The 25,680-nt window shown below is 73.6% G+C and carries 21 protein-coding genes and 1 tRNA gene; 13 read left to right on the top strand and 9 right to left on the bottom strand.

Features of this window, described 5'->3' with window-relative positions:
• Position 1: 1 nt before the first annotated feature.
• Positions 2-754, top strand: coding sequence for a glycosyltransferase family 2 protein (locus OP86_RS13810; protein ID WP_030062354.1), 753 nt, complete (start codon positions 2-4; stop codon positions 752-754).
• A gap of 350 nt (positions 755-1,104) precedes the next feature.
• On the opposite strand, the gene OP86_RS33545 is transcribed toward OP86_RS13810, so the two are convergent.
• Positions 1,105-2,049: a nuclease-related domain-containing protein gene (locus OP86_RS33545; protein ID WP_234435006.1), complete on the bottom strand. Its 945-nt coding sequence runs from the start codon at positions 2,047-2,049 to the stop codon at positions 1,105-1,107.
• 1,459 nt (positions 2,050-3,508) lie between these two features.
• Between OP86_RS33545 and OP86_RS36580 the strand changes: the two genes are divergently transcribed.
• Positions 3,509-3,570, top strand: a tRNA-Thr gene (locus OP86_RS36580).
• 175 nt (positions 3,571-3,745) lie between these two features.
• Entirely contained in the window at positions 3,746-5,221 is a 1,476-nt protein-coding gene (locus OP86_RS13795; protein WP_051830060.1) for a PKD domain-containing protein, read from the top strand.
• Positions 5,222-5,305: 84 nt separating this feature from the next.
• Here the strand turns inward: OP86_RS13795 and OP86_RS13790 are convergent, their stop codons facing one another.
• The 5 genes from OP86_RS13790 to OP86_RS13770 form a co-directional block, all read right to left on the bottom strand.
• Entirely contained in the window at positions 5,306-6,511 is a 1,206-nt protein-coding gene (locus OP86_RS13790; RefSeq protein ID WP_030062358.1) for a sensor histidine kinase, read from the bottom strand.
• A complete protein-coding gene (gene cseB, locus OP86_RS13785) occupies positions 6,508-7,284 on the bottom strand; it encodes a two-component system response regulator CseB (protein WP_051830059.1) in 777 nt (258 codons plus the stop codon). Before cseB ends, OP86_RS13790 begins: the two co-directional genes overlap by 4 nt.
• Positions 7,281-8,144 (bottom strand): hypothetical protein, encoded by an 864-nt coding sequence (locus OP86_RS36575; protein WP_157849736.1) that lies wholly within the window; start codon positions 8,142-8,144, stop codon positions 7,281-7,283. The genes cseB and OP86_RS36575 overlap by 4 nt, the downstream gene beginning before the upstream one ends.
• A gap of 130 nt (positions 8,145-8,274) precedes the next feature.
• Positions 8,275-9,165 carry a class F sortase gene (locus OP86_RS13775; RefSeq protein WP_234435005.1) on the bottom strand — a complete coding sequence of 297 codons (891 nt, stop codon included), beginning with the start codon at positions 9,163-9,165 and terminating at the stop codon, positions 8,275-8,277.
• Positions 9,152-9,625 carry a hypothetical protein gene (locus tag OP86_RS13770; protein ID WP_030258600.1) on the bottom strand — a complete coding sequence of 158 codons (474 nt, stop codon included), beginning with the start codon at positions 9,623-9,625 and terminating at the stop codon, positions 9,152-9,154. The genes OP86_RS13775 and OP86_RS13770 overlap by 14 nt, the downstream gene beginning before the upstream one ends.
• A gap of 524 nt (positions 9,626-10,149) precedes the next feature.
• On the opposite strand from OP86_RS13770, the gene OP86_RS38780 reads away from it, so the two are divergent.
• The 3 genes from OP86_RS38780 (at position 10,150) to OP86_RS13760 (ending at position 13,079) form a co-directional block, all read left to right on the top strand.
• Complete coding sequence (locus OP86_RS38780) at positions 10,150-10,278, top strand: hypothetical protein (RefSeq protein ID WP_267883121.1); 129 nt, start codon at positions 10,150-10,152, stop codon at positions 10,276-10,278.
• Positions 10,279-10,347: 69 nt separating this feature from the next.
• Entirely contained in the window at positions 10,348-12,237 is a 1,890-nt protein-coding gene (locus OP86_RS13765) for an ABC transporter ATP-binding protein (protein ID WP_234435004.1), read from the top strand.
• Positions 12,234-13,079, top strand: a complete 846-nt coding sequence (locus OP86_RS13760) for a serine/threonine-protein kinase (protein ID WP_033331856.1) — start codon at positions 12,234-12,236, stop codon at positions 13,077-13,079. The genes OP86_RS13765 and OP86_RS13760 overlap by 4 nt, the downstream gene beginning before the upstream one ends.
• Before the next feature lie 89 nt (positions 13,080-13,168).
• On the opposite strand, the gene OP86_RS13755 is transcribed toward OP86_RS13760, so the two are convergent.
• Positions 13,169-13,966, bottom strand: a complete 798-nt coding sequence (locus OP86_RS13755) for a site-specific integrase (protein WP_030062366.1) — start codon at positions 13,964-13,966, stop codon at positions 13,169-13,171.
• 203 nt (positions 13,967-14,169) lie between these two features.
• Between OP86_RS13755 and OP86_RS13750 the strand changes: the two genes are divergently transcribed.
• From OP86_RS13750 to OP86_RS13730, 5 genes are all read left to right on the top strand, one after another.
• On the top strand, positions 14,170-15,459 hold the full coding sequence (locus OP86_RS13750; protein WP_234435003.1) for an MFS transporter: 1,290 nt from the start codon (positions 14,170-14,172) through the stop codon (positions 15,457-15,459).
• 186 nt (positions 15,460-15,645) lie between these two features.
• Positions 15,646-15,879 carry a hypothetical protein gene (locus tag OP86_RS13745; RefSeq protein WP_030062368.1) on the top strand — a complete coding sequence of 78 codons (234 nt, stop codon included), beginning with the start codon at positions 15,646-15,648 and terminating at the stop codon, positions 15,877-15,879.
• Between the two features lie 263 nt (positions 15,880-16,142).
• The gene (locus OP86_RS13740; protein ID WP_234435002.1) at positions 16,143-16,688 is read left to right on the top strand and encodes a methylated-DNA--[protein]-cysteine S-methyltransferase; all 546 of its coding nucleotides are present in this window, start codon (positions 16,143-16,145) and stop codon (positions 16,686-16,688) included.
• A gap of 320 nt (positions 16,689-17,008) precedes the next feature.
• Positions 17,009-18,424: a family 2B encapsulin nanocompartment shell protein gene (locus OP86_RS13735; protein ID WP_030258595.1), complete on the top strand. Its 1,416-nt coding sequence runs from the start codon at positions 17,009-17,011 to the stop codon at positions 18,422-18,424.
• 215 nt (positions 18,425-18,639) lie between these two features.
• Positions 18,640-19,689, top strand: a complete 1,050-nt coding sequence (locus tag OP86_RS13730) for a family 2 encapsulin nanocompartment cargo protein polyprenyl transferase (RefSeq protein WP_030258593.1) — start codon at positions 18,640-18,642, stop codon at positions 19,687-19,689.
• Between the two features lie 136 nt (positions 19,690-19,825).
• Here OP86_RS13730 and OP86_RS13725 read toward each other — a convergent pair whose 3' ends face one another.
• A complete protein-coding gene (locus tag OP86_RS13725) occupies positions 19,826-20,866 on the bottom strand; it encodes an NAD-dependent epimerase/dehydratase family protein (protein ID WP_030062473.1) in 1,041 nt (346 codons plus the stop codon).
• Between the two features lie 149 nt (positions 20,867-21,015).
• Between OP86_RS13725 and OP86_RS13720 the strand changes: the two genes are divergently transcribed.
• Both OP86_RS13720 and OP86_RS13715 read left to right on the top strand, forming a co-directional pair.
• A complete protein-coding gene (locus OP86_RS13720) occupies positions 21,016-22,383 on the top strand; it encodes a DUF1254 domain-containing protein (protein WP_033331855.1) in 1,368 nt (455 codons plus the stop codon).
• 55 nt (positions 22,384-22,438) lie between these two features.
• Positions 22,439-23,773, top strand: coding sequence for a DUF1254 domain-containing protein (locus tag OP86_RS13715; RefSeq protein WP_030062475.1), 1,335 nt, complete (start codon positions 22,439-22,441; stop codon positions 23,771-23,773).
• Positions 23,774-23,821: 48 nt separating this feature from the next.
• Here OP86_RS13715 and OP86_RS36570 read toward each other — a convergent pair.
• A partial coding sequence (locus OP86_RS36570) for a BACON domain-containing protein (RefSeq protein WP_209440343.1) occupies positions 23,822-25,680 on the bottom strand: 1,859 nt, incomplete at its 5' end.

Genomic DNA, 25,680 nt, shown 5'->3' with positions numbered 1-25,680 from the left:
CATGACCCACGTCATCTCCGTCATCACGGCCGTTCACGGGCCGTCCGCGTCCTACCTGCCGGACGCCTACAAGTCGCTGCTGGCCCAGGAGTTGCCGGAAGGCTGGGACTGGCAGTGGGTCATTCAGGAGGACGGGGAGACCGACACCGTCGCTCCCCACGTGCCGGATGACCCTCGCATCACCTTTGGGCAGGGGCGGCACGGCCGGGCTGGCGTGGCTCGCACGATGGCCCTTTCCCGGGCAACCGGGCAGTACGTCAAGGTGCTGGACGCCGACGACATGTTGGTGGAGGGCACGCTCGCGCGGGACCTTGCAGCACTTCAGCGGCCCGGAATCTGCTGGTCGACGTCGCGGGTGCTTGATCTGCTTCCAGATGGCTCGACTGTGGGATTCGACCAGGACCCCCCGGAGGGGCCGATTGAGCGCGGGGCCGTCCTTGAGCACTGGAAGGCGCACGACTTCCGTGCCCAGGTCCACCCGGCGACCCTATGTGCGCGGCGTGACCTCGTGCTCGCCCTTGGCGGATGGATGGCCCTGCCAGCGAGCGAGGACACCGGGATTCTCATGGCGCTGAACGCGGTCAGCCGGGGTTGGTTCTCGGCCGAGACTGGCCTTCTGTACCGCAAGTGGCCGGGGCAGAGCACTGCGTCCAGCGCTCACGTCCATGAGGGCGAGAGGACTGCGCGGATGGCGGTCATCGAGGCGCGGGCGCGGGTGCTCGCAGCGCTCGATGGCTGGCGTGTCGACGTGTGAGCCGAACCGCAAAAAGGCCCGGGCCCGACAGCGAATCGCTGTCGGGCCCGGGCCGTATGGGCGCTCCGCTGGGGCCGGTGAAGGTGTGATGCTGACATCGCTTCCTGACATCAACACGCCTGGACGCCGACACACCCGCGCGTCCCCGTGAACACTCGGCGCTGGCGGACGGGATGCGTTCGGGCCGGTCCCCGACGATCACGTTTGATCTTGTAAAGCGGGGGTCGTCGGTTCGAACCCGACAGGGGGCTCGTCGTACGGAGGGCCAGTTCGCCGGGGTGATCCCGGGCGGGCCGGCCCTTCGTCGTTGCGGGGGTGCGGACTTGGGGCGTGCCGCGGGCGGGCCGGGGTCAGCGGGTCTTCCGGCCGCGCTTGCCTATCTGGCTCCAGACGTAGCGGTGGCGGGCGATGGTGAAGACCCGGTCCACCCTGGTCGGGGACAGCACCGCGGAGCGGGCGGGCAGGACGTCGGCGATCTGTTCGCCGTCGATGACGGTCACCGCCGGGGTCGTGCCGAGGGTGATCCTCCGGGCGCCGACGACGGCGATGACGGGGTGGACGGGCACCTCGAAGCCGCACCACTCGGTGAGCAGCCGGGCGGTACGGCTCGCCTCGAACTCGGAGTTCTCCACGTACGGGTAGCCGTTGCGGTTGACCTTCACGACCTTGTCGCCGACCCACACGGTGGCGCCCGGGTGGTGCTTCGAGTTGACCGTGAAGACGCCCGGCGGGCCGATCACCACGTGGTCGATGTCGGAGCCGGACGGCAGCGGCACCCCGTGCAGGAGCTTCCAGCCGGAGGCCCTGAGCGATTCCAGCCGGGCCCCGACGATCTGCTCGCCCTCCAGTCCGCGCAGCGTGCTCGAATCACCGAGGCGCTGGCGGGAGAGCCTGGCGGCGAGGCGGACGAGCAGCCCGTACCGCTCCTCGCCCTCGCGGACCAGGCTCTCCAGCCCAGCGCCGGGCAGGTTCCGGGAAAGGTCGTCCTCCGCACGCATCGGAGGCAGGAACGGGACCTCCGTGCGAGGCTGCGGCACCCGTGCCGGGACCACCTTCGAAGGTGGGTTCTTCTCTCCGCGATGCCGGACGGTGCGCGGCGGCACGTGACCGCCGAAGGACCGGCACCACTCTTCGACCTTGACCAGCGCAGACTCCTCGAACTCCGGGAGCTCGACCGTGACGACGCCGGACTTGCAGTCCAGCCAGGCCACCGAATCGCCGCGGGCGCCAGCCTTGTTGACGTAGAGCCGCTCCTTTCCCGGCACCCGCCAAGGCTTGACCACCAGCGCTGTCATGCGTCCCCCTCCGGCATGCGCTTCCTGACCACGGTCAGCATGCCCACGTGCGGATCGGCAAGAACGCGGAGAAGCGGCCAGCCGGGCCAGTTCAGCCAGAGGCAAAAGGGCAGAGGTGGAGGGGTGCGAGAAGGAGGAAGCGGGGGAAGGTGGGTGAGTAAAAATCTTCTCTACGGGTTCAAGGGCGCGCACAGCGCGCCAGCGCGCGGCCCTGCCGCTCGCCGTCGCTCCCGTCTCCGCCCCGCTCCGTCGGCGGCCGGCCGTGCACGTCGAACGTGCGGCCGGGAGGGTAGCCGAGGTTAGAGCCCGTCGTGGCTGGGGGCGGACGGCTCCACGGTTTTACCCACCTACCCGGCTCGGGACCCGAGTCGAGCAAGAACGGGGGCCACTCGGCCAAATTGCGGTCAGGCCCAGAAGCCCTGACCGAGTCGCAACAGCTTACGGCCCCCCGATCATGCTCGACCCCAGACCAGGCAGGACACCGGCCAAAACCGCTCCACCGCCCTGGTATCGACGCACCTCGACGCAAACCCCAGCATCAACGGGCGATCGAGCGGCTGAGGCTGGACGACCTGGAAGAACTCCGGATTGGAGTTGGGAATGCCGGAAGGGGTGAATCGGGAGAACGTTGAAACGATTGGAGATGGGAATACCGGAAGGGGCGAGGTTGGGAATGCCGGAAGGAGTGAATCGGGAGAACGTTGAAACGATTGGAAGGATGGAAGTGAAGTGGCGCGAGGTGGCAGGGTCGCAAGTCGGCGCGCTGGCGTGCAAGTCAAGCGAGCACGCATGCAAGTCAAGCGCGCTGGCAAGCAAGCAAGCGTGCACGCACGCTAGCAAGTTAGAGGAGTAGACGAGTTAGGCGAGTAGACGAGTTAGGCGAGGAGGTGGGTCGGTCCGCTGTCGGCGACGCCGGGCAGACTTAAGACGTCGCGTTCCATATGCCAACTAAGTTGGCATATCTGGCGCCTCTTATGCCCTCTCAGCTGGGAATTTGCAAAGGAGTCTACTGCCGGTCAACATTGACTCACTGCAATACGCGAATCGACCGCTCTGAAATCAGCGGTGAGGCCACCCGTGCGCCTGGAAACGACAGGTGGCCTCTCGCGGCCCGTCCCCGTGTCAAGAGAGGACCGCATCCAGTATGGAAGACCATTACGCAGGCGTCCAGGTGGCTGGCGCTGGCCCCACGTCTACCCCCTGGTGGGTGAGCGGGGCGACCTACTCCCTGGCGCTCGTCGCGGGTGTCGTGCTCGTTTGTACGGATCACGCCACTGCAACTGAAGCATCTGGCTTCGTTGCCCAGTTTCTGGTGATCTACGAACGGATGCTCCGCCGGTAGGGCCCAACCCGGCGGGGTTGTGCCACAGGCGTGCCAGATCGGACGGTACGTGGCGTCAGTTGCGGGCGCCGGCGGTGCGGTGGGCAGGGAACCGGCAGGGTAGGCGCGCCCCAGGTCACGCCGGGTGGCGGACGGCTGCTCTTGTGAAGCGGGGGTCGTCGGTTCGAACCCGGCAGGGGGCTCAGAGCAGAACGGGAAGGGCCGGTCCGACGGATGTCGGGCCGGCCCTTCGGCATTGGGGGCGGTGCGAGGTCTTGGGGACGTCTTTGAAATCCCATGGGATTGTCGTGGCGGTCTGGCAAGATCCAAAGTCGTAACCAGATCACTTGGGAGGGAACCGTGCGTAGCGCACGCGTGGTAGCTGGTGTTGTCCTCGTCCTGTCCGTCGCCAGTGGGCTGCCGCTGGCCTCCTCGGCCTACGCCGAATCCACGATCACTCCGAACCTCGACGTCACCGTGCCCCAGCCGGGGTACGCCGAAGCGGACCGGTCGTTGCGGGTGAACGCCAGCACCGTCGGTGCCGCGGAGACGACGTCCCCGATCACCGGGAACACCGTCGACTTCGGTGACGGCACGGTGGTCGACGTGGCCGCGAACTCGTCTCGCAACCTGCACGAGTACGTCGCGCCCGGCACGTACACGGTGACCCACACGATCACCGACGAGCAGGGGCGAACCGGGGCGACGTCGCGGTCCGTCACGGTCGGCAGCACCTACGTGCCGCTCTATTACCCGACCCGCTTCCTGGACACCCGCAGCGGTGTGGGGGCGCCGGTCAAGCCGGTCGGCCCCGGAGAGGTGCTCACGCTGCAGGTCGTCGGCGTCTCCGGGGTGCCGACCGACCGGAAGGTCACCGGCGTCCTGCTCAACCTGACCGCGACCAACGCCACCCAGGCCACGCACATCACCGCCTTCCCCGGTGGGGAGCCGCCGACGGCGTCGAACGTCAACGCGACTCCTGGTCACGATGTCGCCAACGCCGTACTGCTGCCGGTCGCGGAGGACGGTACGGTCTCGTTCCGCAACAACGCGGGGAACGTCGACCTGGTCGTCGACATCGCCGGGTACTACACGCCCCAGCCCCGGAGCGCGTCGGTTCGGATGGGTGTGGCGGACAGCAACGTCCGGGCCCTCGACACCCGGAACGGCACCGGGGGCGTCAACCACGCGGTGGGGCCGAACCAGATCATCACCGTTCCGGTCCGCGGTCCCGGGAAGCTCCCCGACAAGGCCGAGATTGCGGTCGTCAACCTCACCGCGACGGAGGGCACCGAGAACAGCTACGTCACGGCCACCCCGAGCACCGTGCCCCCGCGTACCTCCAGCCTCAACTTCGAGGCCGGCCGGACCGTCACCAACCAGGTCACCGCCCCCATCAACGCGGACGGCACCATCACGCTCTACAACCACGTCGGGTCCGTTCACCTCATCGTCGACATCCAGGGCTACTACGCCTCGCCATACTTCCTCGGGGACACCAAGGGCGTGCTCACCTCCGCGCCGACCCGGCTGGCGGACACCCGGGAGTCACACCAGGCCCTGGGGGCCGACGGCAGGCTGACGGTCAAGGTGCGGGGTGCCGCCGGAGTGCCGGACGGAGTCTCGGCGGTCCTCGTGAACCTGACCGCGACCAACGCGACGGAGCCCAGCTGGCTGAAGGTCTACGGGCCCGGGACTCCGTGGACCGAGGCGTCGACCGTCAACGTCACCCCGGGGGCCACGGTGCCGAACCTCGCCCTGGTGCCGGTGGACGCCAACGGCAACATCGCGGTCTACAACCACGCCGGTTCGGCCGACGTGATCGTCGACCTGCAGGGTTACATCGCCTGACGTCCAGGCCCGTCCCACGGCGCCGTCGACCCCGCCGCTCGTGCGGCGGGGTCGACGGCGCCGGCCCTTTTCCCGGGGCTGGGGTCAGTCCGGGGGGAGGGTGAGGGTGGCGGTGGCGCCGCCGGTGGGGTGGTTGGTGAAGGTGAGGGCGGCGCCGATGACGCGGGCGTGGCCGGTGGCGATGGTGAGGCCGAGGCCGTGGCCGCGGCCGCGTTCGGGGGCGTTGGTGCGGAAGCGTTGGGGGCCGTGGCGGAGGAGGTCGTCGGGGTAGCCGGGGCCGTGGTCGCGGACGGTGATGCGGCGGCCGTCGACGTGGAGGTGGACCGGGGCGGCGCCGTGGCGGTGGGCGTTGATGAGCAGGTTGCCGAGGATGCGGTCGAGCCGGCGCAGGTCGGTGCGGACCCGGAGGTCGGCGGCGACCTCGACGGTGACGTCCAGTCCGGTGAGGGAGACGGTCCGGCGTACGGCGCGTTCCAGGGGGATGGCGGAGAGGTCGGGGGCCTCGGCGTCCGCGTCCAGGCGGGAGACCTCCAGGAGGTCCTCGACCAGGCCGCGCAGGGCCTGGACCCGGTTCCGGACGAGTTCGGTGGGGCGGCCGGGCGGCAGCAGCTCGGCGGCGGTGACCAGGCCGGTCAGCGGGGTGCGCAGTTCGTGGGCGACGTCCGCGGTGAAGCGCTGTTCGTCGGCCAGGCGGCGGTGCAGGGTGCGGGACATCAGGTCGACGGCGGCGGCGAGGTCGGCGACCTCGTCCTTGCCGTCGACGAGTTCGCCGATCCGGGTGTCCGTCCCGCCGGCGGCGATGCCCCGGGCGGCGACGGCCGCGGTGCGCAGGCGGCGGCTGATCCGGTCGGCGACGAGCACGCCGGCCAGCACGGTGGTGAAGACCGCGGCGACGACGGTGAGCAGGATGATCCGGTCCAGGTCGGCGATGGCCTGCCGGTCCTGGGCGAAGTCGACCCGGACGGAGAGCACCCCGTGCTCCACCGGGCCGGCCGCCCACATGGACTCGCCGTCGCCGTCGGTCGCGAGCAGTGAGCCCTGCCGGCCGCCGGAGGCGAGGGCGCGCAGCCGGTCGGGCAGGGCCGGGTCGTCCAGGGTGGCGCCCCGGCCGGCTGGTTCTTCACCGCGGCCGTAGCCGGCCAGCGACGCGTCGAGGGCGGAGAGGGCGGCGGCGCGGGCTTGGTCGACGTGCTGACGGATCATCGCCTGGTGGACCAGCAGGCCGACGGCCACCGCGACCAGCACGGAGATGGCGGCGACGGCGGTGGCGATCTGGCGGCGCAGGGTCATGCCGGGCGCCGCAGCTTGTAGCCGAAACCGCGGACGGTCTCGATCCGGCCGGAGCCGATCTTGGCGCGCAGCCGCTGCACGTGGACGTCCACGACCCGGGTGTCGGCGCCCCACTCGTAGTCCCAGACCCGTTCGAGCAGGGTGGAGCGTTCCAGCACGATGCCGGGCGCGGCGGTGAACTCCAGCAGCAGCCGCAGTTCGGTGGGCGTGAGCGGGACGAGGCGGCCGTCCACCCGTACCTCCATGCTGTCGGTGTCGACCTGCAGGCCGTCGAAGCTGCGGACGGTGGGGGAGGGCGGGGGCGGGGCGGGAGCGGACGGGGTCTGCGGGGCTGCGTCGGCCGGGTGGTGTGCCGGGGCGTCGGCCGCCGGGGCGACGGGGACGCGGCGCAGGACCGTACGGATCCGGGCGACCAGTACGGCGCTCTCGAAGGGCTTGACGACGTAGTCGTCCGCGCCGGCCTCCAGCCCGGAGACCACGTCCACCGGGTCGGTGCGCGCCGACATCATCAGGATCGGCAGCTGGCTCTCCTCGCGGATCCGGCGGCAGAGGCCGACCCCGTCGAGCAGCGGCAGCATGACGTCCAGCAGGAGCAGGTCGGGCCGCACGGCGTGGAAGGCCTCCAGCCCCTCCAGTCCGTCGGCGGCCGTGCTGACGGGGAAGCCGTAGCGTTCCAGGGCCATCCGGGTGGCCTCGCGGATCACCTCGTCGTCCTCGACCAGCAGGATGTGCGGGTGGGCGGGGGTGGCGGCGGGGGACGGCGCGGGGGTCATCGTTTCGGCTCCGGGGACACGGCGGGGGCGGAGGACGGGGCGGCCGGCCCGGGCGCGCGGGGGGACGGGACGGCCGCGCCGGGGGCCTGGCGCGGGCCGACGATCTTGGGGGTGGACGGCACGCCCATGGCCGTGGGGGTGGCGGTGGGCGGCTGGGCGGGGTCCGGGCCGGTGGGCGGCAGCACGCCGAGGCCCTCGTCCTTCCGCTCCAGCAGGACGAGCCGGACCCCGTCCCAGCGGTAGTGGCTGGTGGTCCGGACGTAGACGCCGGTCGACTCGTACAGCAGCAGGTCGGAGCCGATGGTCGCGGCGTTGAAGGTCCGCTGGACCTGCACCGACAGGATGGGTACGAGGCGGTCCTCGACGAGGGTGTAGACGTGCAGGACCACCGGCCCGGGGGTGGTGACGGTGGTGATCAGTTCGGGTTGACCGTCCCCGGTGAGGTCGCGGAACTCGGGGGTGCGGACCTCGGAGCCGGTGGACGTGGACCCGGTGGAGGTGCTGAGCGCCTTGCGCTCCTCCGGGGTCACCGCCGGGTCCTTGGCGAGGACGGCGCGGACGTCGACCGCGGTGATGTCCCGCCCGGGGACGGTCAGGTCCGGGACGGGCTCCGGCGGCGCCTGGGTGGCGCCGGCCCCGGAGGCGGGCGGGGTCGGCGACGGCGAGGAGGCCAGGTCCGGCCAGAGCGGCCGGGAGACGGGCGGTGGCGTGACGGGCTGGACCGGGCCGTGGTCCCGCAGGCCGCCGGGGGTGGCCCGGCCGAAGGCCAGGGCGGCGAGGGCGAGGAGGACGACCAGGCCGGCCAGGGCCGCCACGGGGACGGCGCCGGGCCGGCGGCGGGGTGCGGGTGGTGCTGCCACGGTCGGTGCTCGTCCTCCTGGTCTGCGGCGCGGTGCCGGTACTTCGCCCCGTGGCCGTTCTGTTGGTAGGTCGCCCGGACGGCGGGTGGTGGTTCCCCGGGCCCGGCGCCCGGTCAGGGGCAGGCCGGGGTCAGGCCAGGTCCGCCAGCACGATGATGTTGTCCGTCCAGTGGCCGTCCGAGCCGATCCGCCCGCCGCAGGTGATCAGCCGAAGCGCGGGCGCGGGCGTGTCGCCGTAGACCTGCTGGGTGGGGAAGTTGTCCTTGGCGGCCTGGAACAGGGCGCGGACCTTGAAGTCCACGGTGCTGCCGTCCGCGCGCCGTACCTGGATCAGCTCGCCGGGACGCAGCTTCGGCAGCTGCCGGAAGACCGCCGGGCCGTGCACGGTGTCGTAGTGCCCGATGAGGACGGCGGGTCCGGTCTCGCCCGGGGTGGGGCCGTTGCGGTACCAGCCGACCTCCTCGCCCCGGTCGGCCGGCGGCACCTGGACCGTCCCGTCGGTGTTCAGGCCGAGGTCGGCCACCGGGGCGTCCACCCCGGCGGCGGGGACGAGCAGGCGGGTCGGCGGCGAGGGGGCGTACGGCTTCGGGGCGGCGGCGCCGGTGGTTCCGGTGGTACCAGCGGTGCCGGTGGTTCCGGTGGTGGGCGCCGACGGCGGGGTGTCCGTGCCGGTGCCGTGCCCCGAGGACTCGATCCGCACCACCGGGGCCTCCCGGCCGGACAGCGCCAGCGAGGTGCCGAGCACCAGGCAGAGCAGGCCCGCCGTGCCGAAGGCCGTACGGCGCAGGACGCTCGGGCCGGGCTTGGCGGCGCGGCGCCGTCCGCGTCCGTTCCCGCGGCCGTTCCCGTGTCCGCCCCCGCGCCCGCGCCCGTTCCCGCGGGCCCGTTCGGCCCGGGTGCTGCTGCGGTTGCCGGTCCCCGCCGTCGGGGCGGCCCCGGCGCCGTTCCCCCGACCGGCCGGGTGCGGGGGAACGGCGCCGGGGTGCCCGGCGGACTCGGGACCGGTGTCAGCCGCGCGCACCGGAACGACGGCGCAGGACGGCGAAGCCCAGCGCACCGGCGCCGACGGCAGCGACGGCGCCGCCGCCCGCGAGCATCAGGCCGGAGCCGTCGGCGGCGCCGGAGCCGTCACCGGCCTGCGCGGCGCCCTTCGGCACCTCGCGGACCTGCGGCTGGACGCCGTTGGGCGCCTGCGGCGCCGGTGGGACGGCGTCCTTCGGCTTGGCGGACGGGGTGGCCGTCGGAATGGCCTTCGCGTCGGCCGTCGGAGTGGCCGTCGGGGTGGACGGCGCCGGGACGGCGACGTGCGCGGAGCCCGCGGCGGGGGAGGCGACGGCGTCCGGAGCGGTCGCGACGGGCTTCGGCACGCCGTCGGCCCAGGCCTGTCCGCCGGTGACGGCGGCCAGCAGCGCGGCCCCGGTCAGGGCGCAGGCCGCCAGGACTCGGCGGGCGGGGGAGCGGTCGGTACGGCTCCTGCTCATGGTGTTCTCCATCCGGATCGGTATCCAGGTCGGTCTTCTGTCATCGGGTCGCGTCACGCCGGGCGTCCCCGACCGCGTCGTCCAGGACGTCGCGGATCGCGGGACACGGCGTGGTCGCGGACGTCCGTCGTCGGCGCCGGACGCGGACGTCCTCGTCGCGGACGCCCTCCGGGCCGTACAGCCGGTTCGTACGGTCGGTTCGTACGGTCGGTGGGTGCGACCGGTACGTGCCCACCGGTACGTGCGACCGGTGCGGCCCGGGGCGTCGAGAGTGACGCTAGGAGAGCCGTGTCGCGGCCCTCGGCCGGTCGTGTCACGGCCGCCCATCGGCTCTGTAACGGCCGCCTGTCACGGCCGCCCGTGACAGCCGCCGCCCGTGACGTACCGGTGTCCCGACCGTCTGCCGTCCCGCCGTCACGGCGCGTACCGCTCTCCGCATCGCCCCGCCGAGCGGTGAGTGCCCCCGCCCCTCGCTGCGTACCCATGGGTGGGGGACCGAGCGGACCAACAGAGAGGTGGCAGTGATGAGCATGCTCGCCAACCTGGTGCCGGCGATGCGGCATCCGCACAAGCGGACCAGGACCAGCAAGGAGACCAGGGAATCGAAGACCAAGGACCGCCGTCGCCGTCGTGGAAGCAACTCGCGGCACTGACGGCGTCGCCGTCCTGTCAGGGCCGGGCCGTTAAGAGCCCGGCCACGTCCCAGGGCCTGGACTCGTACCGTGTGGTCGCTGCGGCGGCTGATGGCCGTCGACGGGAGTGACGGCGACGGCCGGGTGGATCCGGTCGTCGAGCCGGCCCCGGCCGTCCCGTTGCGGCGGGTGTTCGGGCGGTTCTGGCCCTACACCCGCGGGGGTCGGCGCTGGCTGGCCCTGCTGCTGGGGTTCGTCCTGCTCGGGCCGGTGGTCGACGCGGCCGCGATCTGGCTGTTCAAGGTCGTCGTCGACGAGGTGCTGGTGCCGCGCAGGCTCGGGCTGTTCCTGCCGGTCGCGCTCGGGTACGCCGGGCTGACGCTGGTGGCAGGGGGCCTGCGCTTCGCCGACGAGACGACCTCGGCCTGGGTCAGCGAGCGCTTCCTGCTCGCCCTGCGCACGGACGTGTTCCGGCACCTGCAGGGCCTTTCGCTGGGCTTCTTCGAGCGGCGGCGGCTCGGCGACGTCCTGTCGCGGCTGACTTCGGACGTCGAGGCGGTCGAGACCTTCCTCCTCTCGGGCGTGCTCGACGCGGTCGCGTACGTCGCCGAGTTGGCCGTCTTCCTGGGCGTGCTGTTCTACCTGCGCTGGGACCTCGCCGCGGTGGCCCTCGTGGTCGCGCCGGTGTTCTGGTTCACGGCGCGGCGCTTCTCGGCGCTGGTGAAGGCGGCGTCGCGGGAGCGGCGGCGGCGCAGCGGCTCGGTGAGCGCGATGGCCGAGGAGACGCTGGGCAACATCGCGCTGGTGCAGGCGTACAACCGGCAGGACTGGGAGCAGGAACGCTTCCGCCGGGAGAGCCTGGCGCGGTTCCGGGCGACGATGGCGGCGACCCGGCTGCGGGCGCTGTTCGCGCCGATCGTGGAGATGCTGGAGCTGGTCGGCGCGCTGATCGTGCTCGGGCTGGGCGCCTGGGAACTCGTCCACGGCCGGCTGAGCCTCGGCGAACTCCTCGTCTTCGTCGCTCTGTTGAGCCGGCTGTACGGCCCGATCCGGGGGATCTCGCGGCTCAGCAACGGCTTCTACTCCGCCTCGGCCGCCGCCGAGCGGATCATCGAACTGCTCGACCAGCAGCCGCAGGTGGCCGATCCGCCGATCCCGCTGCGCCCCGGCCGGACCCACGGAGCGGTGGCCTTCGACGGGGTGTGGTTCCGCTACCCCGGGACGACCCGGGTGGCGCTGTTCGACGTGTCCTTCCGCGCCGAGCCCGGCGAGACGGTCGCCCTGGTGGGGGAGAGCGGGGCGGGCAAGTCGACGACCGCCAAGCTGCTGCTGCGCTTCTACGACCCGGAGCGCGGGGCCGTCCGGCTGGACGGCATCGACCTGCGCGAACTGGCCCTGGCCGACCTGCGCGAACACATCGCGGTGCTGCTGCAGGACACCCTGGTGATCCACGGCACCGTCCGGGAGAACATCGCGTACGGGCGGCCGGGCGCGACCGACGCGCAGGTCGTCGCCGCCGCGAAGGCCGCCGACGCGCACGAGTTCGTCAGCCGGCTGCCGGAGGGCTACGACACGCTGGTCGGCCGGCACGGGGGCCTGCTGTCCGGCGGGCAGCGGCAGCGGATCGCGATCGCCCGGGCGATGATCCGGGACGCGCCCGTCCTGCTGCTGGACGAGCCGACCACGGGGCTGGACGTGGAGTCCGGGCGGCGGATCCTGGAGCCGCTGGGGCGGCTGATGCGCGGCCGTACGACGATCATCATCTCGCACAACCTGCTCACCGTACGGAACGCGGACCGGATCGTGCTGCTCCACGAAGGCCGCGTCGTCGCCCGCGGCACCCACCGGGAACTGCTGGCCCACGACGACGGCTACGCCCGGCTCGACCGGCTGCACCACCCGACCATCCAGGGGGTGGCCGAGCTCCAGGGAGCAGCCGGACTCCAGGGCGCGGACCGACTCCGAGGAGCGGCCCGATGAACCCCCGACAGCCGCTCCCCGCCGGGGAGTTCATCGCCCCCGGCTACCCCGTCCTGGCCCACCTGTGCCGAACCGGCTGGCTGGACGTCTACGACTGCTGGAGCGAGGAACGGGACTGCCGCTGCGTGGTCAAGGTGCTCCGGCCCGACCGCCGCCGCGAACGCCGACTGCGCGAACGCCTGCTCCGCGAGGGGCGCTGGCTGACCGAGTTCACCCACCCCCACCTGGTGCGCGGCTACGGCACCGGCGAACGCCCGCAGCCGTACGCGGTGCTGGAGACGCTCACCGGCGAGACCCTCGCCCACCTGCTCGACACCCGGCCGCGCCGCCCGGCCGCGACCGACCTGGCGCTGCTCGGACTGCACGTCTGCTCGGCGACGCACTACCTGCACGGGCAGGGCCTGCTGCACCTCGACCTCAAGCCCTCCAACATCGTGATCGACTGCCGCCGCGCCAAGGTGCTCGACCTGAGCATCGCCCGCCCCCCGGGCCCGGGCACCCCCGGCATCGGCACCGACGGCTACCTCGCCCCCGAACAGGCCTCCGGCGGCCTCCTCACGGCGGCCACCGACGTCTGGGGCATCGGGATCACCCTCTACGAGGCGGCCACGGGCGAACTTCCCTTCGGTGACGAGCCGTTGAGCCTGAACCCGCCGAACCCGCCGAACCTCCCGATCCCGCCGGTGGCCCGCAGCCGCCGCCTCCCCCGTGCCCTCGCCGCGGCCATCGACGGCTGCCTGCGCCTCGCGCCCGAGGACCGGCCGAGCCTGCCCGAACTGGCGGAAGCCCTCGACCGGTCGCTCCCGCAGGGCCGCCGCGCGGTGCCACCGTCGGATGAGTAGGCGAGGGCCGAACTCCCCGCGGCGGAGCGGGGCCCGTCTCTCCGGCCGCCCCGTCGGCCGACCGGGACACGGCATCCCTTCGCCGGGCCCTACCGCCCCGCCCGCAGCTGCCGGAGGGTCCGGCCGGGGCCGAGCGGGCCGGTGTGGGTGGTGAACAGCTCCGCCGCGCGGCGGTAGGAGAGGCGGGCGCGACCGGTGTACGGGCAGCGGTCGGGGGCGGGGGTGCCGGCGGGGGCGCGGCGGTCGGTGAGGAAGAGCGGGCCGGTGGCGCGGCCGGCGACGAGGAGGGGGAGGAGGCGGGCGGTGCCGGACTGCCAGTGAACGGGGGCGTGCCCGGGGCGGGTACGGCGGCGGGGGAGGTCGAGGTGGTCGGTGTCCAGGGCGAGGACGGTCTCGATCGCGGCGCCGGACTCGTGCAGCAGGTGCCAGAGCGTCTGCTCGCGCAGCGGCGCGCGGAGGGCGAACAGGGCGTGCAGCTCCTCGGGGGTCAACGGGCCTGCGGCCGGGGCGGGTTCGGGCAGCGGGCGGGGGCGTAGGTCGGCGGTCGGGTCGCCGTCGAGCCAGCCGCGGGCCCGCCACCAGGCCACGGCCGCGCGCAGGGTGGAGAGTTCGCGGTTGAGCGTGCGCGGATCGGTGTCGGCGCTGCGATGGGCGAGGGCGGCGCGGAGCCGGTCGGCGGCGTCCGGGTGGTCGAGCAGTGCCAGTGGCAGGACGGGCGGCCGGGCGCGCCGCCGTTCGGGGCCGGTGGGGGCGGGCCGGTCGGCGAGCGCCCAGGCCCAGGTCTGCAGTGCGATCCGGTAGATCCGCCGGGAGCCTTCGGCGAGCCCGGAGGCGGCCAGGTAGCGCTCGACGGCGACGGCGTACTCGACCGGGGGTAGCTCCGTCATTCCGGCCCTCTTCCGCAGTAAATGACCTCACTCAAGACATCCGCAGAGTATCCGTAAACCGCAGTAAATGGCAGGTGGGAGCTGATATTCGCGCCTGTTTACTGCGGCGGATCCGATCCTGAGCAACCTTGATGGCGCAAGGCTCAAGTTTTTCCCGGGAAACCCTTGAATCCCGCCTCCCCGGCGCCCCAGACTCTTTGCACATGGCAGTGGACATGGAACGGATCCCGGCCCGCCGAAGGCGCCTGGGAGACCGTCTCGCCGTGCTGGGCGAGCGCGAATTCAGGTGGTTCTTCACCGGGTACACGACCTCCCTCCTCGGCTCCTCGATGGCGCCGGTGGCGGTGGCCTTCGCGGTGCTCGACGGCGACGGCAACGGCGGCACCGGCGGCAGCGGCACCGACCTGGGCTGGGTGATGGCGGCCCGGATCCTCCCCGTGGTGCTGGTGCTGCTGGCCGGCGGGGTGGTCGCCGACCGGCTCGGCAGCCGCCGGGTGATGCTGGGCTCGGACGTCCTGCGGGGCCTCGTGCAGGCGCTGTTCGCCGGGCTGTTGGTGGCCGGGCACGCGCCGGTCTGGGCGGTGGTCGCCCTGGTCGCGGTGTGGGGGGTCGGCGAGGGGCTGTTCATGCCGGCCTTCGGCGCGATCGTGCCCGACCTGGTGCCCCGCAAGGAGCTGATGGCGGACGCCAACACCCTGCTGGGGCTGTCCCGTTCGGTGTCCACGGTGGTCGGACCGGCCGCGGCCGGCCTGGTGACCGCGGCGCTGGGCCCGGCCGCGGTGCTGCTGGTCGACGCGGTGACGTACGGTGTCGGCGCATTCGCGCTGGCCGGACTGCGGCTGCCCGAGCGCCGGCCGGCGGACGGCGGCGGGGAGTCGATGCTCGGCGACCTGCGGGCCGGCTGGTCGGAGTTCGTCTCCCGCCCGTGGCTGTGGATCACCACCGCGCAGATGGGCCTGTTCAACCTGCTGGTCTGGGCGCCGTTCCTGGTGCTCGGCCCGCTGACCGCTCAGCGGGACCTCGGCGGCGCCCGCGCCTGGGGCCTGGTGATGGGCGGGTACGGCGCGGGCGCGGTGCTGGGCGGCCTGCTGATGCTCGGCCGCAGGCCCGCACGCCCGTTGGCGGTGGCGACCGTGGCCGGTCTGGCGTGGGCGCTGCCTTCCGGGGCGCTCGCGGCCGGGGCGTCGCTGCCCTGGGTGGCCGGCGGCGCGCTGGTCGCGGGGGCCGGTTCGGCGGTCTGCGGGACGCTGTACGGCACGACGCTGCAGGAGTGGGTGCCGGTGGAACTGCTCGGGCGGCTGACCTCCTTCGGCGCGCTCGGCTCCTTCGCCCTCGGCCCGCTCGGCCTGGCGGCGGCCGGCCCGCTCGCCGACCGATTTGGCGTGGACACGCTACTTATGTTCGGATCAGCCTGGCAACTGGCGGCCGGAGTCGTAGTGTTGGCCGTACCGGCGGTGCGGCACCGCCGCTGGGAGGAGGGTCCGGACAGCTGAGCGACACCCCTCGGACGGCTTCGGGGCGCACCCCCGGCCCGCCGGTGCGATCCACCGTGCACCGTGCCCGGCCGGCCCCGGAGCGCAACCGGCTGCCCCACCCGCGCACACATGCCTCCGCGGCGGGCGGGGCGGCCGACCCGGCCGTACGGTGGAGGGTGCGGGGGTGACGGAGGAGGTTGACCAATGCCCGGTTCGCTCACCATCAGCCACCACGAGTCCGCGGTCACCCTGGACCACACGGACGCCGACCGACTCGCCACGGTCCTGGCCGAACTGGCGTACCTGCTGGAGATCCCGGGGCCGAACCGGATCAACGACGCGCAACTCGCGCTGCTCTGCGAGGGCCGCGCCCCGGACCGCGCCGAACTGGCCCACTGGGCCCAGGCGCTCGCCACCCAGCTGAAGGGGCGGCTCTGACCGAAGCCTCCCGCGCCGCGGACCACCCCGGAGCCGGCCCCGCTCCGGACCACCCCGGCGGCCACGTCGCCGCCGGGGCCTCGGGCCGCCCCGGAGCCGCCGGGGCCTCGGGCCGCCCCGGAGCCGCCGGGGCCTCGGGCCGCCCCGGAGTCGACCCCGACCGGCCCGTCGGCCGCCCGCCGTACGATGGCGCGCGGGGCGGGGACGCCCTCCGGGTGCCGGGGTGGCCGGCGGCCGGTCCGGCGGAGGGTGGGGGCCCGAGCGTGCCGCAGTCCTGGTCGATGTCCTGGCTGACCGTGCCGACGCCACTGCCCAGCGGCCCGATGCACATCGCGGTGACCCCGCTCGGCGTGGCGGCGGCCGGGTACGGCGGACGCGACGGCGAGGCGCCCCCGTGCACCGACGAGTCGAAGGTCGTCGCCGTCACCGAGCGGCTCGGCGCCTATCTGGCGGGCCGCACCCGTGAGTTGGGCCTGCCGATCGACTGGAGCCTGAGCTCCGGGCCGCACCGCACCGTGCTGCAGACGCTCTGGCGCGAGGTGCCGTACGGCCGGACCATCACGTACGGCGAACTGGCCGCCCGCAGCGGGGTGTTCGACGGCGTCGAGGAGCCCGGCCTGGCCGCCCGGACGGTCGGGCAGATGATGGCCGCCAACCCCGTCGCCCTGCTGGTGCCCTGCCACCGGGTGGTGGCGGCGGACGGGATCGGCGGCTTCGGCGGCGGCCGGGTCGGGATCGAGGTGAAGCGCTGGCTGCTCACCCTGGAGGGTGTGTTGGAGCCGACGCTGGACTGGAACGGGCCGCTGTAGGGCGGGGTGCCGTCAAGGGGTGTCGTCAACGGGCGCCGTCAACGGGCGCCGTCAAGGGTGGCGCGGGCGGTGGCGCGGGTGGTGGCGCGGGTGGTGGCGCAGGCGGTGGCGTCGATGGGGGAAGATGGGCAGCGGGATTCCGAGGCATTCGAATGAATAGTCGAATAAATTCGATCGGGTGATCCATTCGTACTATTTGTTCGGTTATTTAGAACCACTCGAACGAGTGATTGCGGATCTCCCCTGAATGGGCCCACCATGAAGCTGCAAGACGAATGTGCAACGCGACACTTCATCAGGCATGCGAAGGGCTCCCCATCATGTCGACCGAAACCAATGTCGGTATTCCCGCTCCGGGCGCGCCGGAGGAAATCCGGCAGCAGAGTCTGAGCACGGCGGGCGCGCGGAACCTCGCCACGACCACCAAGTCCGCGCCGCAGATGCAGGGCATCAGCCCGCGTTGGCTGCTCAGGAAGCTGCCCTGGGTGCAGGTGTCCGGCGGCACCTACCGGGTCAACCGCCGCCTGCGCTACTCGGTCGGCCGCGGCCGGGTGAGCTTCGTCAAGACGGGTGCCGAGGTGCGGGTCGTCCCGCCGTCGCTCGTCGAGGTGCCGGTGCTGCGCGGATTCCAGGACGAGGCCGTACTGGAGGAGCTGGCCTCCCGCTTCACCCAGCGGGAGTTCGCCGCCGGGGACGTCCTGGTCCAGGCCGGCACGCCGATCAGTGAGGTCTTCCTGATCGCGCACGGCAAGCTCGACCGCCTGGGCACCGGCAAGTACGGCGAGGAGACGGTGGTCGGCACCCTCGCCGACGGCGACCACCTCGGCGACGAGGCGCTCCAGCAGGACGACGGCACCTGGCCGTACACCGTCCGCGCCGCGACCTCCGGCACCGTGATGGCGCTGTCCTGGCCCTCCTTCCAGGAGCTGCACGACCGCTCCGAGGCGCTGCAGCTGCAGGTCATCGAGTACCTGAACGGCTTCCAGCAGGCGCAGAACAAGCACGGCGAGGCCGCGATCGACCTCTCGGCCGGCCACCAGGGCGAATACGAGCTGCCCGGCGCCTTCGTGGACTACGAGCTCAAGCCCCGCGAGTACGAGCTGAGCGTCGCGCAGACGATCCTCAAGGTGCACTCCCGCGTCGCCGACCTCTACAACCAGCCGATGAACCAGACCGAGCACCAGCTCCGGCTGACCATCGAGGCCCTGCGCGAGCGCCAGGAGCACGAGCTCATCAACAACCCCGAGTTCGGCCTGCTGGAGAACGCCGCGTACGACCAGCGGATCCAGACCCACTCCGGCCCGCCCACCCCGGACGACATGGACGAGCTGCTCAGCCGCCGCCGCAGCACCAGGATGTTCCTGGCCCACCCCAAGGCCATCGCCGCCTTCGGCCGGGAGCTCAACAAGCGCGGGATCTACCCGGGCACGGTCGAGGTCGACGGAAAGCAGGTCACGGCCTGGCGCGGGGTGCCGGTCTTCCCGTGCAACAAGATCCCGGTCGTCGGGAACACCAGCTCGATCATCGCGATGCGAATCGGCGAGGACAACCAGGGCGTCATCGGCCTGCACCAGACCGGAATTCCGGATGAATACCAGCCGAGCCTTTCGGTGCGGTTCATGGGAATCGATGACAAGGCCATCATTTCCTACCTGGTGAGCGCCTACTACTCCGCCGCGATCCTGGTGCCGGACGCGGTCGGCGTCCTGGAGAACGTGGACATCGCGCAGCGCTGACGGCCCACCGGGGCCGCCGCAGATCCGCGCCGTCCGGCCGGGGGTACCGCCCACACCCCGGCCGGACGGCGTGTCCCGGCACGTCCCGACGCATCCCGACACCTACGAGGCCACGCCCGGCCACCGTCCGGCACCGCGCCCGGCACCCACCGCGCAACCCCGGCCCGCCCACACCGGGCCATCCCACGACAGGCGCCAACAAGGGGGAGAGACCCATGACGAGTCCCACGCTGGAGCGGGACCACAAGGAGGGGCACGAGGCGGCGGACATCCTCGCCCGCGCCCGCGCGCTGGTCGACCCGGTCATGCGGACCGCCGTCGACTCGCTGCCCGGCACGATGCGCAAGGTCGCCGGCTACCACTTCGGCTGGTGGGAGGCGGACGGCACCCCGGCCGCGGCCCCCGCCGGCAAGGCGATCCGGCCGGCCCTGGTCCTCGCCGCCGCCCAGGCCCTGGGCGGGACGCCGAGCGAGGCCGCCGCCGCGGCCGCCGCCGTCGAGCTGGTGCACAACTTCACCCTGCTCCACGACGACGTCATCGACCGGGACGACACCCGCCGCCACCGGCCCACCGCCTGGCGGGTGTTCGGCACCACCGAGGCCATCCTGGCCGGGGACGCCATGCACTCCCTCGCGCTGCGCCTGCTCGCCGAGGACTCCCACCCGGCCGCCCACGGCTCGATCCGCCGGCTCGCCGACTGCGTGGTCGAGCTGTGCGAGGGCCAGCAGATCGACTGCGCCTTCGAGCAGCGCAACGACGTCTCGCTGCCCGAGTGCCTGGCGATGGCGGAGGCCAAGACCGGTGCCCTGCTCGGCGCCGCCTGCGCGATGGGTGCCCTGTACGGGGGGGCCTCCGAGGAGGCGGCGCAGGCGATGGACGGTTTCGGCCGGGAGATCGGCCTGGCGTTCCAGCTGATCGACGACCTGATCGGGATCTGGGGGGATCCTGCGGTCACCGGCAAGCCGGTCGGCGCGGACCTGGTCGCCCGGAAGAAGTCGCTGCCGGTGGTCGCGGCGCTCGGCTCGGGCACCGTCGACGGCACGCGGCTGGCCGAGCTGTACGTGCTGGAACGCCCGCTGAGCCCGGAGGAGTTGGCCCAGTGCGCGGCCGCTGTCGAAGCCGCCGGAGGGCGCGGCTGGGCGCAGGGCGAGTCCTGCGAGCGGATGGCCGCGGCCATGGCGCAGCTGGCCGCCGCCGTACCGGAGCCCGCCGCGGCGGACGAACTGCTGGCCCTCGCCGAGTTGGTCACCCGCCGCACGCACTGAACGCGCGGCTCCGGAGTGGGAAGTCGGCCCGTCCGACTTCCCACTCCGTCGTCGTGCCGGGCCGCCTCACTCCGCCGTTCTTGCGCGGCTGTCTTACGCCGCTGTCTCGCCGGGCCGTCTCACCGGGCCGCGCCGCTCACCCGAAGGCGGCCAACAGCCGCCGCTCCTTTCCGGGTTCGATGCCCTGCCGGACGGGCGCCCCCGGCCGTCCCTTCCGCCCCTCGGCGTCGGTGTCCTCGGCCGGTCCGCGCGTCCGCAGCCACTCCCAGGTGTCCCGCGCGGTCTCGGCGAACGGCCGGCAGCGCAGCCCGGCCGCCTCCGCCCGGCCGGTGTCGGCCAGCCAGGTGCCCGCCATGTCGGGCAGATCCGGTGCCCAGAGCGGGAGTTCGGTCCACGGATCGACCCGGTCCGGGCCCTCGGCGAGCAGCGGCCCGTCCGCGACCCAGACCAACTCGGTGTCCGGGGCGCCCGCGACCGCCCGACAGGTCTCCAGCCACTCGCCGAAACCGAGGCGTCCGGGCGGTGCCGTGGTGACGAACCGGCCCGCCGTCCCGGCCGTCAGCAGGTCCAGCCCGAAGGCGGCGAAATCCCGGACGTCGATCACCTGCATGGTCCGCTGCGGATCCCCCGGGGCGAGCACCCGCCCGCCGCGGGCCATCCGCTCCAGCCACCAGGGCAGTCGGCCGCCGTTCTCGTGCGGTCCGATGAGCAGTCCGCTGTTGAGGACGAGCGAGCGTTCGGCGCCGAAGCCCGCCAGGACGGCGCGCTCGCAGCCGGCCTTGAGGGCGGTGCCGGGCGGCTGCCCGGGCGGGGTGTCGGCGGGGCAGGGGTGCAGCGGGGAGTCCTCGTCGATCACCCGGGCGGGCCAGTCGGCGAAGGCGTGCACCGAGGACACGACGGTGTAGTGGTCGGCCCGCTCGCGCAGCAGCCGCGCGGCGAGCGCGGCCTGGGCGGGCTGCTGGGCGGAGGTGTCGACCACGGCGTCCCAGCTGCGGCCGTCGACCAGCCGGGCGAGGTCCTCGGCACTGTCGCGGTCGCCCCGGACGGCTTCGACGCCGGGCAGGTCGGCGGCGCTGCGGCCACGGTTGAAGGTGGTCAGGTGGTGGCCCCGGGCAAGGGCCTCGGCGGCGTAGGCCCGTCCGAGGAAGGACGAACCTCCGAGCAGAAGGATCTTCATACCGGACAGCTTCTCCCCGTCGCCCCGTCCGGACGCCCGGATTCGCGCTCAGCAGATGCCGACATGCCACCCCATCCCGACCCACTTAGCATCCGATCTGTATCGATCCGTACCGATCCGACCGAATTCGGCCATGGGAGGGCGACAGCATGGTCAACCCGGCACTCGTGGATCCGGCCACCGTCCGCGCGACCGCCGCCGAGGCCTGGATCCGCGCCCAGCCGATCCTGCGCAACTACCGGGCCTTCTACGCCCAGGCCCTGGACGACGCGGACCCGTCGTACGTCGGCGGCTTCGGCGTCTTCCGCCACCACCCGCAGCCGCCCACCCCCGCCGGGCCCCCGGCCGAGACCCCGGCCGGCACTCCCACCGGCACCGACGCCGTGGACACCCCCTACTCCCGCGCCTGGCTCGATCTGCGCGCCGAGCCCTGGGTGGTCTCGGTGCCCGCCGAGGACCGCTACCACGTCCTCCCGGTCCACGAACTCGACACCGTGTACGCCGGGTTCATCGGCTCCCGGACGACCGGCCCGGAGGCCGGCGACCACCTAGTGGCCGGCCCCGACTGGCAGGGCGAACCCCCGCCCGGCATCCGCAGCGTGATCCGCACCGCCACCCGGCTGGTCGGCATCCTCGGCCGCACCCGGCTCACCGGGAACACCCCCGCCGAGGTCGCCGAACTCGCCGCCGTCCAGGAGCGGTACCGGCTGCGCCCGCTCCACGCGTACACCGGTACACCCGCGCCCGAGCCCGCCCCCGAGCCGGTCTGGCCGGTCTGGCGCGAGGAGGTCCCGGACGGCGTCGAGTTCCTCTCCTTCCTCGACTTCCTGCTCGGCTTCTTCCCGCCGGACGGCCCCGTCCCGCTGCCGCCCGCCGAGCACGACCTGCGCGGCCGCCTCACCGACCTCGGCATCGACGGCCGCGGCGAGTTCGAGCCCGCCGCCCTCCCGCTGGAGGTGCGCACCGAGATCGCCCGCGGCATCGCCGACGGCCGTACCCTGCTGAACCGCGCCACCGCCGAACTCCGCGACCGGAACGCGCTGTTCGGCACCCGCGCGCAGATCGGCGCGGACTTCCTCCGCCAGGCCGTCGGCGCCGCCGTCGACCTGCACGGACTGCCCGCCGAGGAGGTCTGGTACGGCCGTTGGGAAGCGGACAGCGCCGGCCACCGCCCGCCGCACGCCGGCGACCGCGAACACGTCATCCGCTTCGCCCCGGACGGACTGCCGCCGGCCCGCTTCTCCTGGTCCGCCACCCTGTACGCGCTGCCCGGGCAGCAGCTGGTCGACAACACCCTGGACCGCTACTCGATCGGCGACCACACCCCCGGCCTGGTCCACGACCCGGACGGCGGGCTCACCCTCCACGTCCGGCACAAGCGGCCCGCGAACGCCGAGCACTCCGCGAACTGGCTGCCCGCCCCGGACGGCCCGTTCACCGTGGTGCTCCGGCTCTACGGCCCCGACCGGTCCGTCCTCGACGGCCGCTGGCGCCTCCCGCCGCTCGACCCGCGCTGACCCGACCGCCCTTTCCGACCCACCCGCCAGCCCCGACCGTACGAAGGACCCCCTGATGAACCAGCCCGAGCTGGAGGCCCTGGCCGCCGACGCGTACGTCTACGGCTACCCGATGGTCGCCGGCCTCACCATGGTCGAGCGCTTCACCCGGGGCGGCCTGGGCACCCTCCCGGCGGCGTCGTTCAACCACTTCAGCCACGCCGCCCGGCTGGCCGGCCCGGCCGACCACTTCGTCTCGGTCAACAACGACACGATCTACTCGATCGCCCAGCTCGACCTCTCCGAGGGCCCGCAGGTGCTGCACGTCCCGGACACCGCCGGCTCGTACTACGTGCTGCAGTTCATCGACGCCTGGACGGACAACGTCGCCTACCTCGGCCGCCGCGCCACCGGCACCGGTGCGCAGACCTGGCTGGTCGTCCCGCCCGGCTGGCACGGCACCCCGCCGGACCCGGACCGCGTGATCGAGCTGCCGACCACCGTCGGCACCGTGGTCGGCCGCTTCGCCTGCGTCGGCCCGGGCGACCTGTCCCGGGTCCGGGCCCTGCAGTCCGCCCTCGTCCTGGAACCGCTGGAACCGGGCGGCCTGGTCGCCGGACTGCCCGAGCCCGACCCGGACGTCCCCGAGCGGCTGGCCTTCTTCGAGCGCCTGCGGGTGTGGATGCAGGCCTTCCCGCCGGCCACGGCGGACATCGAGTACCAGCGCCGCTTCGCCCCGCTCGGCCTCCTGGACGACGGCGCCTCGCCGTACCGCGCGGCCGTCCCCGAGTGGACGCTCGCCCTGGCCAAGGGCCTGGCCGCCGGCCGCGAACGGGTCGAGGACGCCACCCGCCCGCCCGAGGACCACCCGCCCGGCGAGTGGCGCTCCGCGCTCCACCTCTTCGACTACAACACCGACCACCTGGGCCCCGGCACCCTGGACGACCCCGAGTGGCGCATCCCCGACCGCCGCGCCGCCTACCTCAGCCGGGCCGCCGCCGCCCGGGCCGGCCTCTGGGGCAACCACGCCTACGAGGCCTCGTACGCGACGACCTACGACGACGCCGACGGCCGCCCCCTCACCGGCGTCAACAGCTACACCCTGCGTTTCGACCAGCCGCCCCCGGCCGAGGCGTTCTGGTCCGTCACGATGTACTCCGTCCCGGACTACTACCTGGTGGAGAACCCGATCGACCGCTACTCGATCGGCGACCGCACCCCCGGCCTGGTCCACGGCGACGACGGCTCCCTCACCCTGACCCTCCAGCACGACCAGCCCGAGGACCCGACCGCCGCCGCCAACTGGCTCCCCACCCCGCCCGGCGAGTTCCGCCCGATCATCCGCCTCTACCAGCCGAAGCCCTCGGTCCTCGACGGCACCTACCAGGTCCCCCCGATCCACCGCACCTGACACCGTCCCCGGCCCGGATCCGCACCCAGTACGCGCCGAGCCGCCTGCCTAGTGCGCCGAGGGCGAGCCCGAGGCCGTCCCCGTCGGGTACGGCGAGGCACTGGTGGTCGGGCCCGCCGTCGGTGTGCCCGAGTGGGACGGCGAACCCGAGGGCGTGCCGGTCGGCGGAGCCGTCGTCGGAGCGCCGGTCGTCGGCGTGCCCGACGGGGAGGGCGTGCGCGTAGGGGAGGGCGCGCCGGTGGCCGTCGGTGAAGGGGAGGCCGTCGGCGAGGCGGATCCCGTCGGTGTGGGGTCCGCCGGGGAGGAGGGCGAGCCGCCGCGGTTGTGCGGGCCGCCCTCCAGGGTGACCACCGCCTGGGACGGGGGCAGGGCGATCCGGGCGGTCCAGTGCGTGGTGGGTGCCAGGTCCTCGTCCACGGTGACGATCACGGTGATCCGCTGGCCGGGGGCGAGGGTCCCGGAGTCGCGGCTGAGCCGGAGCCAGCCGGCGTCCGTCACCGCGTGCCAGCGGATGTCCGTGGTGCCGGAGTTGGTGAGGGTGAGGACCGTACGGCTGCCGTACTCGCCGGCCTCGACGGTGAGCAGTCCGGCCGGGGCCGTTCCTGCGGTGCCCGGGGCGGAGGCCTGCTGGACCACGGGGGCCGGGGCGGCGACCAGGGTGGGGCTGCCGAGCGGGGTTGCGCCGTGGGCCGGGACGGGGACCACCGCGCCCTGGAAGGTGAGCCCCGGAAAGCCGGGAAGCAACGTTTCTGCACCGCCGACACCGGCCCCACCCGCCCCCGCCAGCTCCAGCCCCGGGACCCCTGGTACGCCCTGCCCCGCCGGGCCCCCGACCGCCGTCCACGGCTGCGGCGGCCGCTGCCCGGCCTCCCGGCCGGTCTCGTCCACCCGCACCGCCGACACCGAGGCCGCCGAACCCGACCCGCCGCCCCGGTGCCCGGCCCAGAGCGCGACCACCGGCGCCGCCAGGACGGCCGCGAGCACGCCGGTGGTCACCACCCGCCGACGGACCGCCAGCGCACGCCCCGCGTCCGGCGCCCGGTGCCGGGGGAAACCGCCCTGGTCGAACCGCAACCCGGGGGCCGCCCCGACCGCACCACCCGCCGGAAACCCCGCCCGGGCGGCAGCCGGAGCCGGGTCCGGACCCGGGTCTGGAGCCAGGCTCAGAACCGGGCCCGGAGCCAGCACCGGAGCCGTCAGCAGCGACAGCCCCGACAGTCCCGCCGTCCCCTCCGCCGCTTCGCCGGCCACCCGCTCCGCCGTCCCCCGGCAGGTCGGGCAGTCCACCACGTGCTGCACCAGCTCCCGCCGCAGCGCCGGTCCGAGCACCCAATCCCGCCAGGACTCCGCCCCGGCGCCGCCGAGCCGGTCCAGCTCCGGGCAGCTGCCCACGCCGAGCACCAGCAGCGCCGCCCTGGTCCTGGCCACCTCCGCCTCGGCGCCGGCCAGCAGCTCCCGGGTCCGCTCGAACGGCAGGCCCAACACCGCCGCCACCTCCAGCGGGGTCAGCCGGTGCCGGACGGACAGCTCCAGCGCCTCGCGCTGCTCGGGGTCGGTGCCGGCGGCCTCCGGCCAGGCGAGCGAGGCCAGCTCGCGCCGCCGCCGGGCCGCCTCGGCCTCGCCCTCGGCCCCGGTCTGAGCCGCAGCCCCGGTCCTGTCCCCGTTCGCGAGCCGCCGCAGGCAGCAGTACCGGGCCGACGAGAACAGCCAGGCCCGTACCAGCCCGGGTTCGGCCAGCCGGGCGCCGTGCCGCTGCGCCAGTTCACGGACCTCGCGCAGCGCGTCGGCGGCGGTGTCGTGCTCGCACAGCACCGAGAGGCAGTAGGTGAACAGCCCGTCCACCTGCCGCTCGTACGCCGCGAGCACGGCCGCAGCCCGCGGCCCACCAGGCCCACCAGGCCCGCCAC

Source organism: Streptomyces novaecaesareae (assembly GCF_000716875.1).
GTDB lineage: Bacteria > Actinomycetota > Actinomycetes > Streptomycetales > Streptomycetaceae > Kitasatospora > Kitasatospora novaecaesareae.
This window is presented reverse-complemented; position numbering and strand designations above follow the sequence as displayed.

What these genes read in the sequence shown, in the direction of transcription:
- OP86_RS13735 (WP_030258595.1), top strand. Translation starts at nt 17,009, where the DNA reads ATGTCGACCGAAACCAATGTCGGTATTCCCGCTCCGGGCGCGCCGGAG.
- OP86_RS13720 (WP_033331855.1), top strand. Translation starts at nt 21,016, where the DNA reads ATGGTCAACCCGGCACTCGTGGATCCGGCCACCGTCCGCGCGACCGCC.
- OP86_RS38780 (WP_267883121.1), top strand. Translation starts at nt 10,150, where the DNA reads ATGAGCATGCTCGCCAACCTGGTGCCGGCGATGCGGCATCCGCACAAG.
- OP86_RS13715 (WP_030062475.1), top strand. Translation starts at nt 22,439, where the DNA reads ATGAACCAGCCCGAGCTGGAGGCCCTGGCCGCCGACGCGTACGTCTAC.
- OP86_RS33545 (WP_234435006.1), bottom strand. Translation starts at nt 2,049, where the DNA reads ATGACAGCGCTGGTGGTCAAGCCTTGGCGGGTGCCGGGAAAGGAGCGG.
- OP86_RS13810 (WP_030062354.1), top strand. Translation starts at nt 2, where the DNA reads ATGACCCACGTCATCTCCGTCATCACGGCCGTTCACGGGCCGTCCGCG.
- OP86_RS13760 (WP_033331856.1), top strand. Translation starts at nt 12,234, where the DNA reads ATGAACCCCCGACAGCCGCTCCCCGCCGGGGAGTTCATCGCCCCCGGC.
- OP86_RS13730 (WP_030258593.1), top strand. Translation starts at nt 18,640, where the DNA reads ATGACGAGTCCCACGCTGGAGCGGGACCACAAGGAGGGGCACGAGGCG.
- OP86_RS13790 (WP_030062358.1), bottom strand. Translation starts at nt 6,511, where the DNA reads ATGACCCTGCGCCGCCAGATCGCCACCGCCGTCGCCGCCATCTCCGTG.
- OP86_RS13755 (WP_030062366.1), bottom strand. Translation starts at nt 13,966, where the DNA reads ATGACGGAGCTACCCCCGGTCGAGTACGCCGTCGCCGTCGAGCGCTAC.
- OP86_RS13745 (WP_030062368.1), top strand. Translation starts at nt 15,646, where the DNA reads ATGCCCGGTTCGCTCACCATCAGCCACCACGAGTCCGCGGTCACCCTG.
- OP86_RS13770 (WP_030258600.1), bottom strand. Translation starts at nt 9,625, where the DNA reads ATGAGCAGGAGCCGTACCGACCGCTCCCCCGCCCGCCGAGTCCTGGCG.
- cseB (WP_051830059.1), bottom strand. Translation starts at nt 7,284, where the DNA reads ATGACCCCCGCGCCGTCCCCCGCCGCCACCCCCGCCCACCCGCACATC.
- OP86_RS13725 (WP_030062473.1), bottom strand. Translation starts at nt 20,866, where the DNA reads ATGAAGATCCTTCTGCTCGGAGGTTCGTCCTTCCTCGGACGGGCCTAC.
- OP86_RS13750 (WP_234435003.1), top strand. Translation starts at nt 14,170, where the DNA reads ATGGCAGTGGACATGGAACGGATCCCGGCCCGCCGAAGGCGCCTGGGA.